Raw genomic sequence first — 1,842 nt, 5'->3', positions numbered from 1 at the left:
TTTGTGGTCGGCGTCGTAACGGGACTGGGTCTGGCTGCTGACGCCGCCGTCGCCGTTCCAGCGGTATTCGCGGTAAGCGGTGGCGCGTCCCAGCAGGTCGTTGTCGCGCTGCGCCGCCAGCTTGCCGTTGATGCGGGTGCTCTCCAGATAGCCGTCGGCGCTGTAGCTGTAAGTTTCGACATTGCCGTTGGACGCATAGGTGGCCTGCACCCGTTCGCCGGCGGCGTTGTACAGCAGGTCGACGCCGTCGCCGCCTTGCGGGCCGCGGCCGATCTGGCCGTTGACCAGGCTGCCCTTGGTGGTGACGAAGCGGTTCATGCTGTCGTAGCGGTACCAGTAGTCCTGGGTCCGCTGCTGGCCGTTGACGCCGTCGTGGTAGACGCTGTTGACGTTGAGGCGGTTGCCGACGGCGTCGTAGCGGTAAGTGATCAGGAACTTGGGATCCTTGATCTGGGTGACCCGGCCCAGCGCGTCGTACTGGATGTCGGCGTACTGGTAGAACTCGCGGCTCTGGCTGTTGAGGCTGGTATAGCCTTCGAAGGTCTTGTTGCCGTCCTGGTCGTACTCGTACAGGGTGTAGCTATCCAGCGCGTGGTCGGACAGGCTTTTCAGATAGCCGTTGCCGTAGTACTGGTAAGTGATGTGCTGGCCGGTGCTGCCGCTTTGTTCGGCCACCTGGCCGGCGTAGTTGTAGCGGTAGCTGAAGCGATGGTTGCCCAGGTCGACGTGGGCCACTTTATGGCCGAACAGGCTGACGTCGTCGGTCTGGCTGCGGCCGTTGGCGTCGGTCTTGACGCTGCGCCAGCCGCCGACGACGATGCCGCCGGCGCCGGCGATGGCGGCGTCCCACTGGTAGCGGTAAGCCACCCGGCGCCCGGCGGCGCTGACGGTGGCCAGCACCCGGCCCAGGCTGTCGTACTGGGTGGTATCGGCCAGGGTGTCCTTGCCGTCGCTGGTGCTGCGGTGGACGATGCGCTGGCCGGCGCTGTCGTAGTCGTATTCGTCGACACCGCGGCGGCCGTCGGCGCGCGCGGCGCGGTCCTGGCGGATCAGCTGGTTGTTGGCGTTGTAGCGGTAGTCGCTGCGGCGGCCGATTTCGTCGACGCTAACACGCAGATTGCCGAACACGTCGTAGCCCAGCTGCTTGACGCCGCCGTCGGCGTGGATCTCGCCGCCGCTCTTGCCCTGACCCCGCTCGCCGCCGGCCAGCCAGCTTTGGCGGTTGAGTTGGCCGTTGGCGTCGACGGTGGCCACCAGATTGCCCAGCGCATCGTAGCGGTACTGAGTGCGCGGCGCCCGCTGGACGCTGCTGCCGTCGGCCAGGGTGATTGCGGTCTCTGGGTCCTGCTTGGCCAGCAATTGGCCGAAGGCGCTGTACTCGAAGGTGGTGACGTTGCCGCGGCCGTCGGTTTCGCTGCTCACTTCGCCGAAGGCGTTGTACTGCTGGCGGCGGATGATGTTGTGCTCGCTCTGGCTGGTGCCGGTGATCACCCAATCAAGACGGGTCGTCTCAACGCCGCTATGGCGGCGCAGATAGCCGCTGACGTCCAGCGCCGCACCATCGGCGCCGGTCAGCAGCGCGCCTTGAGCGTCGGCCAGCTGATAGCGGTACTCGTAGTCGCCGGCGGCCAGCGCGTTGGCATCGAGCGCAAACTGCCCCTGGCCGTTGCGGCTCAGCGTCACCTGGGTCCAGGCGCCCTGGCTGCCCTTGCTCCGATAGGACAGCAACAACTGTGCAGCCTGGGTCTGCGGCGGGTTGAAGCTGACCAGCAACGGCAGCGTCAGGCCCTTGGCGTTGACGCTGACGGCGCCGCCGCCCAGCGTCAGCTGGCCGCCGGCGCG

Annotated in this window: 1 protein-coding gene; it reads right to left on the bottom strand. The window is 67.0% G+C overall.

What is annotated here, in order from left to right; translation table 11 throughout:
- A partial coding sequence (locus JW897_RS24050) for an RHS repeat protein (RefSeq protein ID WP_205467924.1) occupies positions 1 to 1,842 on the bottom strand: 1,842 nt, incomplete at both ends.

Origin of the sequence: Chromobacterium alkanivorans (assembly GCF_016937655.1) — a bacterium.
GTDB classification, from domain to species: domain Bacteria; phylum Pseudomonadota; class Gammaproteobacteria; order Burkholderiales; family Chromobacteriaceae; genus Chromobacterium; species Chromobacterium alkanivorans.
This window is presented reverse-complemented; position numbering and strand designations above follow the sequence as displayed.